At 51.8% G+C, this 6,559-nt stretch carries 9 protein-coding genes and 1 rRNA gene (1 of these 10 only partly in view); 3 read left to right on the top strand and 7 right to left on the bottom strand.

What is annotated here, in order from left to right:
• Positions 1 to 119 (bottom strand): 16S ribosomal RNA (locus F8562_RS02655) (it extends 1,421 nt beyond the left edge of the window).
• A 472-nt stretch (positions 120 to 591) separates the two neighbouring features.
• Here F8562_RS02655 and F8562_RS02650 point away from each other — a divergent pair.
• Positions 592 to 1,146 (top strand): gamma carbonic anhydrase family protein, encoded by a 555-nt coding sequence (locus F8562_RS02650; protein WP_014839658.1) that lies wholly within the window; start codon positions 592 to 594, stop codon positions 1,144 to 1,146.
• On the opposite strand, the gene F8562_RS02645 is transcribed toward F8562_RS02650, so the two are convergent.
• Genes F8562_RS02645 through dprA form a run of 6 tightly spaced genes read right to left on the bottom strand, consistent with a single transcriptional unit; the run spans position 1,122 to position 4,914 of the window.
• Positions 1,122 to 1,379 (bottom strand): DUF1488 domain-containing protein, encoded by a 258-nt coding sequence (locus F8562_RS02645; protein ID WP_014227027.1) that lies wholly within the window; start codon positions 1,377 to 1,379, stop codon positions 1,122 to 1,124. The two genes, F8562_RS02650 and F8562_RS02645, sit on opposite strands and share 25 nt — an antisense overlap.
• A complete protein-coding gene (aroE, locus tag F8562_RS02640) occupies positions 1,376 to 2,194 on the bottom strand; it encodes a shikimate dehydrogenase (protein ID WP_014839659.1) in 819 nt (272 codons plus the stop codon). Before aroE ends, F8562_RS02645 begins: the two co-directional genes overlap by 4 nt.
• Before the next feature lie 3 nt (positions 2,195 to 2,197).
• The gene (gene tsaC / locus F8562_RS02635; protein ID WP_004854739.1) at positions 2,198 to 2,770 is read right to left on the bottom strand and encodes an L-threonylcarbamoyladenylate synthase type 1 TsaC; all 573 of its coding nucleotides are present in this window, start codon (positions 2,768 to 2,770) and stop codon (positions 2,198 to 2,200) included.
• 4 nt (positions 2,771 to 2,774) lie between these two features.
• Positions 2,775 to 3,317, bottom strand: a complete 543-nt coding sequence (locus F8562_RS02630; RefSeq protein WP_014227029.1) for a type I DNA topoisomerase — start codon at positions 3,315 to 3,317, stop codon at positions 2,775 to 2,777.
• A 27-nt stretch (positions 3,318 to 3,344) separates the two neighbouring features.
• Complete coding sequence (gene smg / locus F8562_RS02625; RefSeq protein WP_014227030.1) at positions 3,345 to 3,818, bottom strand: DUF494 family protein Smg; 474 nt, start codon at positions 3,816 to 3,818, stop codon at positions 3,345 to 3,347.
• Positions 3,790 to 4,914: a DNA-protecting protein DprA gene (gene dprA, locus F8562_RS02620; RefSeq protein ID WP_014227031.1), complete on the bottom strand. Its 1,125-nt coding sequence runs from the start codon at positions 4,912 to 4,914 to the stop codon at positions 3,790 to 3,792. Before dprA ends, smg begins: the two co-directional genes overlap by 29 nt.
• A gap of 129 nt (positions 4,915 to 5,043) precedes the next feature.
• Here dprA and def point away from each other — a divergent pair, with 129 nt between their 5' ends.
• Both def and fmt read left to right on the top strand, forming a co-directional pair.
• The gene (gene def, locus F8562_RS02615) at positions 5,044 to 5,553 is read left to right on the top strand and encodes a peptide deformylase (protein ID WP_004854751.1); all 510 of its coding nucleotides are present in this window, start codon (positions 5,044 to 5,046) and stop codon (positions 5,551 to 5,553) included.
• A gap of 14 nt (positions 5,554 to 5,567) precedes the next feature.
• Positions 5,568 to 6,515 carry a methionyl-tRNA formyltransferase gene (gene fmt / locus F8562_RS02610; RefSeq protein ID WP_014839662.1) on the top strand — a complete coding sequence of 316 codons (948 nt, stop codon included), beginning with the start codon at positions 5,568 to 5,570 and terminating at the stop codon, positions 6,513 to 6,515.
• Positions 6,516 to 6,559: the final 44 nt, after the last annotated feature.

Here is a 6,559-nt window from a genome sequence, read left to right as displayed (position 1 = left end):
ATTACTCACCCGTCCGCCACTCGTCACCCGAGAGCAAGCTCTCTGTGCTACCGTTCGACTTGCATGTGTTAGGCCTGCCGCCAGCGTTCAATCTGAGCCATGATCAAACTCTTCAATTTAAGTTTGATGCTCGTAGAATTAAACTTCGTAATGAATTACGTGTTCACTCTTTGAGACTTGGTATTCATTTTTCGTCCGAGGACGTTAAGAATCCATGTCACTTTGAGTGCCCACACAGATTGTCTGATAAATTGTTAAAGAGCAGTGCAACGCGGCTTTCGCTCACCGTTGCGAGGTGGCGTATATTACGCTTTCCTCTTTCAGAGTCAACCCGTTATTTCAGGATTTTTTCTCTTCAACCGACCCGGTTGTTTGTGAAGTGATTCACATCTGCCGTGTCAGTGGGAGCGCATTATAGGGATCCCATTTTTTTGCACAAGCCTTTTTTCGATCTTTTTTTCCAAATGATGGTTTTTCAGCCGCTTCGCGGCGTTCTTGCTCAATTCGCTCAATTTTTACCACAATAAGGGGTTGCAGACGGCCAGAAAAGCAACCAAAGTCTCTGCACTCCCTTCTTTTATTGAGGTAACCATGACCACCAGCTTGCGTCGTTATAAAGATTTATTCCCTAAAACGGGCCTACGCGTGATGATCGACAGCAGCAGCGTGGTGATCGGCGATGTCAGAATAGCTGACGATGTCAGTATCTGGCCTCTGGTCGCCATTCGCGGTGATGTGAACTATGTGGAAATAGGCGCCCGCACTAACATTCAGGACGGTAGCGTCTTACATGTCACGCATAAGTCTTCATCTAATCCACACGGCAATCCACTGATCATTGGCGATGATGTTACCGTCGGTCATAAGGTGATGCTACACGGCTGCACTATTGGTAACCGGGTCCTGGTCGGTATGGGTTCGATTTTGTTGGATGGCGTGATTGTTGAAGACGATATAATGATTGGGGCTGGCAGTCTGGTGCCTCAGAACAAACGTCTCAAGAGTGGCTATCTTTACTTTGGTAACCCGGTAAAACAGATACGCCCCCTGACAGAGGCGGAAATTGCCGGGCTACAATATTCAGCGAACAACTATGTAAAGTGGAAAGGTGATTACCTGGCTCAGGAAAACCAGATCCAACCTTGAGCATCTTCTTGCTGGTCGAGAATGAGATCCTGGGCTTCATCTTCCAGATCCCAGCGATGTTCACGAAAAGCGGCCAGCCATTGCGCCGGCTCTTCACCGCCAAAACGCTTCTTGAGCACCGTAAGCGTTAAGGCGCAGGTAAGCTGCATGCCGTTAACTAATGCAGGAAAAGCGATACATTGACGCGCTTCATCCCATACCTCTCTGTCTGGAAACTGAATTGCCTGGTTCATGCATTCAGTTCCTTCTGCAAAGCCGCAATGACTGGCGTAATTTCTGGCAGAACGCCGTGCCACAACAGCACCGCATGAGCAGCCTGCGCCACCAGCATTCCCAACCCATCAGCGCATTTTGTCGCACCGTGTTGCTGGCATAAGGATAAAAATGGCGTACTACCTTTCTGGTAAAACATGTCATAACAACAGACATGGGGATTTATTAAGGTAACAGGGATCGCGGGAACACCGCCGTCAATACCGCTGGATGTCGCATTAATAATGAGATCAAATTCCTGACCGTCTAATGCTTCTATATCCAAAGCGCGGACGCTGCCGGTATGAGCAAAAAGCGTAGCCAGTTCATGGGCGCGAGAATAGGTACGATTAACAATAGTCACGGCACAATCCAGCGACAGGAGAGGAAGCAAAACGCCGCGTGAAGCCCCACCTGCGCCAATAAGCAATACCCGGAATCCTGGTTTAATAAAACCCAGCCGTTCCAGATCGCTCAGTAGTCCAATACCATCGGTATTGTCCCCCAGCAGGCGGCCATCCTCCAACCGTTTAAGCGTATTGACCGCACCGGCCAGCGCTGCGCGTTCGGTTAGCTCATCTGCTCGCGCGAAGGCCTCTTCTTTAAAAGGCACGGTGACGTTCGCTCCCTTACCGCCTTCATTAAAGAAGGTATCGAGCGTCGTAACGAAATCATCGAGCGGAGCCAGGATACGGCCATAGGGATGCGTAATTTGCAACTGCTGAGCAAAAAGCCGATGAATTGATGGCGACTTGCTATGGGCAATAGGGTGTCCGAAGACGGCATAAGTTTCCATGAGTTACCCCTGGCGGAAGAGTTCGCCCGTCAAGGCATCACGTATTTCAGATGGGTTTTGACGCCCTCCCGTAGCCCCGTCAACGACCGGGAAATCAGCGCCAAACTGCGCATAAACTTCTGCCGTCGTGCGGCAAGGAGGCTGGCCAGACAAATTTGCGCTGGTTGAAACCAGCGGTTTTCCGTAAGCATTACACAGTTCGACCACCAGCGGATGATCCGTGACTCGCACAGCCAGTGAATTGAAGCGCCCCGTCAACCAACGCGGCGTTGAAGCGCAAGCGGGGAAGACAAATGTCACAGGCCCTGGCCAGCAAGAAAAAATCGTCTCCAGCTGCTCATCGCTAAGTTGCGTATCGTCAATATAGGGTTTGAGTTGCTCGAAGTTCGCCGCAATCAGGATCAGCCCCTTTTCAACGGGACGCTGTTTAAGTGCAAGCAGGCTCATGACGGCCTTTTCGCTATCGGGATCGCAACCGACGCCAAAAACGGCTTCTGTTGGATAGGCGATGACATGTTCATTATTCAGAAGCGCCACAGCACGTACGATGGCTTCTGAGGGCAGGTTATTATTCACAGATTTATTCCGCCGGTATCGGCTTTCCACATTGTTTGCTGGCACAGAAGCGTTTAACGCCCTGCGCCGTTTTCTTTTCGATTAGCAACGGGTAATGACACTCTGGACACTCGCCCGCCACTGGCCTGAAGTTTATGACGAACTGGCAATCGGGGTAACGATCGCAGGAATGGAAGTTTTTTCCAAAACGTGAGCGGCGCTGAACCAAATGCCCTTGCCCGCACTGTGGGCAGGCAATTGCGGTTTCATCCGGCTTATCGATAAGTTCAGTATGTTCGCAATCTGGATAGCTGCTACAACCGATAAACATACCAAAACGCCCCTGGCGTAGTACCAGCACTGCGCCGCAAGACGGGCACGTTTGCCCCTCCAGAACTTTGACAATATGTCCGTCCGCCTGATTTTTCAGGGGCCGGACATAGTCACAGTCAGGATAATGCGAGCAGCCGAGAAAAGGCCCGTGTTTCCCGGAGCGTATTACCAGTTCAGCCCCACACTGCGGGCAGGGTTCGTTTTTACGCACCGAGAACAGCGCTGTTTTGGTCATAACAATTCTAATGTCGCAGCAAAAAAGTTAGTGCAGCATACCTTCATTTACTTCAAAGAGTAATTCTTCCATTTGCTGGTAGGCATTTTCGCAACCGGGAATATTGAACAGCACCATCAGGATCACCCATTTGAGATCTTCCAGATCGAACTCTGCCGTATCCAGCGCCAGTACACGCTCAATCACCATTTCCCGTGTTTCGAGGTTCAACACCTGAATTTGCTCAAGGAATAATAAGAATCCCCGGCAGCTTGCATCAAGACGCTGGCACTCGTCGTCGGTGTAGACTCGTAACGAGAGTGGGTCAGAAGCAAGCTGCATTGGCGCAACAAGCCCCTCCTGGTAATCAGCCAGTTTCTCCAGCCACATCAGGGCGTTATAGATATCTTCTCGTTCAAAACCGGCATCGGTCAGATCCCGAGTCAGCTTGTCCTGATCCACGCGCATTTCTGCTTCGTTATGGATGTAAGTTTCAAACAGATACATCAGTACGTCGAACATGGCTTGCCCTCCTTAATCGGACATAGCCGCCGGGTACAGCTGCGATCCAGCCTGCTAACTCCAGTTCTAGTAGCTGGGCTACGGTTACTGGCACAGATTGGCCGGCACGTTCAGCGACAACGTCAACAGGTGTTACCTCATCTCCTACGTTAGCCAGGAGCTCTGGAAATGGCAATGCTACAGAAGGCCGATTACCGCAATTATTTGCGTCATCTGGTTCAGGAAGAACATATGGCAGCTCATCCCGCCAGTATTCGACGATGTCTTCCGGGGCTGTCACGGGAATCGCGCCCTGCTTGATAAGCCAGTGGGGACCTTCTGAACCCGGGCTGCCAATCGGCCCTGGCAGGGCAAACACATCCCTTCCCTGCTCCAGAGCATAACGAACCGTCACTAATGAGCCGCTTTTCAGGGCCGCCTCAATAACCAACACGCCGGCACTTAGCCCGCTGATAATCCGGTTACGGCGAGGAAAGTTGCCCGGCAGGGGCGGGGTAAACAGCGGAAACTCCGAAATGATGGCGCCGCAGCTGTTTGTAATCTGCTCCGCTAGCGCCTGATGACGGCGAGGATAGATCTCTCTTAAGCCATTCCCTAAAACAGCAACCGTTTTACCTTTCCCTTCCAGCGCACCACGATGAGCAATTCCATCAATGCCAAGGGCCAGGCCGCTCGTGATCGTAATACCATAACGTGCTAAAGCTTCGCTAAAGAGTTTCCCCCAACGAGCGCCATACCATGAATGCGCCCGGCTCCCAATGACGGACAGCTGCCGGCTGCTCAGTAGCGCAGGGTCTCCACATACTAAAAGAGCGCAAGGAAAGTCGACAATCGCCCGCAGCTGGGGTGGGTAAAGCGGATCTTCGGCAGTCAGTAGATAGCAATTTGGTCGCTCCAGCCATTGCAGCGTGGCATCTATCTCGCATTGGTTAACGCTGAGGAAATGCTTCGATTGCGCCAGACTCAAGCCACAGGCTCGCAAATCTTCTCGACCTAACGTCGCAGATGCACATAGCTGACGGGCGGCACTGATAGCACTCTCGCCATACAGGCTGCTCACCCTCATCAAACGTAACCAAATTTCCCTGGGCGTCATCCCTATCCCCCTGCCACAAGCGACTTTAACAATCTTTGCGATTGGACAGCGAGACTGTCAATTGCAGGGGGTTTTGTCTAGAATGGAGGTAATAATCTTTCCAACTCCTGAACACAACTCTGGATAACTATGTCAGTTTTGCAAGTGTTACATATTCCGGACGAGCGCCTTCGCAAAGTCGCAAAGCCGGTAGAAGAAGTAAATGCAGAAATTCAGCGTATCGTCGATGATATGTTCGAGACGATGTATGCTGAAGAAGGTATCGGTCTGGCCGCAACGCAGGTGGATATTCACCAGCGTATTATTGTTATTGATGTATCAGAAAATCGTGAAGAGCAGCTGGTATTAATTAACCCTGAGCTGCTGGAAAAAAGCGGAGAAACAGGCATTGAAGAGGGCTGCCTCTCTATTCCTGAACAGCGTGCTTTAGTGCCGCGTGCAGAAAAAGTGAAAATCCGCGCGCTCGATCGCGAAGGCAAACCTTTTGAGCTTGAAGCCGACGGTCTGCTGGCCATCTGCATTCAGCACGAGATGGATCACCTCGTCGGTAAGCTGTTCATCGATTACCTGTCACCGCTCAAGCAACAACGCATTCGTCAAAAAGTTGAGAAACTTGATCGTCTGAATGCTCGAGCTTAAGGACGAGAATAAACGTGTCAGACTCACTACGTATTATTTTTGCCGGCACCCCTGACTTTGCAGCACGTCATCTCCACGCGCTGCTGTCCTCTGGACACAACGTGGTTGGCGTCTTCACCCAACCGGACCGTCCGGCAGGTCGTGGTAAAAAACTCATGCCCAGCCCGGTGAAAGTTCTTGCAGAAGAAAAAGGCATACCGGTATTCCAGCCAGCTTCACTACGTCCGCAGGAAAATCAGCAGCTCGTCTCCGATCTGCGTGCAGACGTCATGGTCGTCGTAGCCTATGGGCTCCTTCTACCAAAAGCCGTGCTGGATATGCCGCGCCTGGGCTGCATTAACGTTCACGGTTCGTTGCTTCCGCGCTGGCGCGGCGCGGCGCCCATTCAGCGTTCGCTGTGGGCTGGCGATACCGAGACCGGTGTCACCATCATGCAGATGGATGTCGGCCTCGATACGGGTGATATGCTGTATAAACTTGCGTGCCCAATCACGGCCGAAGACACCAGCGGAACGCTGTACGACAAGCTGGCTAACCTGGGGCCGCAGGGGCTGATCGAAACCCTTAAGCAGCTTGCTGCAGGTACCGCGAAACCGGTTGTACAGGATGAAGCGCTGGTTACCCATGCGCAAAAACTCAGCAAAGAAGAAGCGCGTATCGACTGGTCTCTTCCAGCCGCTCAGTTAGAACGCTGCATTCGCGCCTTTAACCCGTGGCCAATGAGCTGGATAGAAATTGATGGCCAGCCGGTAAAAGTCTGGCAGGCGTCGGTTATCGATGTGGCCACAACAGCCGAACCGGGGACCATCATTGAAGCGACAAAACAGGGGATTCAGGTGGCGACCAGCGACGGCGTGCTGAATTTACTCTCGCTACAGCCTGCCGGGAAAAAAGCAATGAGTGCTCAGGATCTATTAAACTCGCGGCGGGAATGGTTCGCTCCTGGCAACCGTCTGGTCTGACGCGCCCTTCTTAATACGCCCGGTGTTGCCGGGCATTTTTATTT

This window comes from Klebsiella sp. RCJ4 (genome assembly GCF_009025755.1).
In the GTDB taxonomy this organism is placed as follows: Bacteria; Pseudomonadota; Gammaproteobacteria; order Enterobacterales; family Enterobacteriaceae; genus Klebsiella; species Klebsiella michiganensis.
This window is presented reverse-complemented; position numbering and strand designations above follow the sequence as displayed.

Excerpts from the sequence above, each read along its gene's own strand:
- F8562_RS02630 (WP_014227029.1), bottom strand. The coding sequence starts at position 3,317 with ATGACCAAAACAGCGCTGTTCTCGGTGCGTAAAAACGAACCCTGCCCG.
- def (WP_004854751.1), top strand. The coding sequence starts at position 5,044 with ATGTCAGTTTTGCAAGTGTTACATATTCCGGACGAGCGCCTTCGCAAA.
- smg (WP_014227030.1), bottom strand. The coding sequence starts at position 3,818 with ATGTTCGACGTACTGATGTATCTGTTTGAAACTTACATCCATAACGAA.
- F8562_RS02650 (WP_014839658.1), top strand. The coding sequence starts at position 592 with ATGACCACCAGCTTGCGTCGTTATAAAGATTTATTCCCTAAAACGGGC.
- F8562_RS02645 (WP_014227027.1), bottom strand. The coding sequence starts at position 1,379 with ATGAACCAGGCAATTCAGTTTCCAGACAGAGAGGTATGGGATGAAGCG.
- dprA (WP_014227031.1), bottom strand. The coding sequence starts at position 4,914 with ATGACGCCCAGGGAAATTTGGTTACGTTTGATGAGGGTGAGCAGCCTG.
- aroE (WP_014839659.1), bottom strand. The coding sequence starts at position 2,194 with ATGGAAACTTATGCCGTCTTCGGACACCCTATTGCCCATAGCAAGTCG.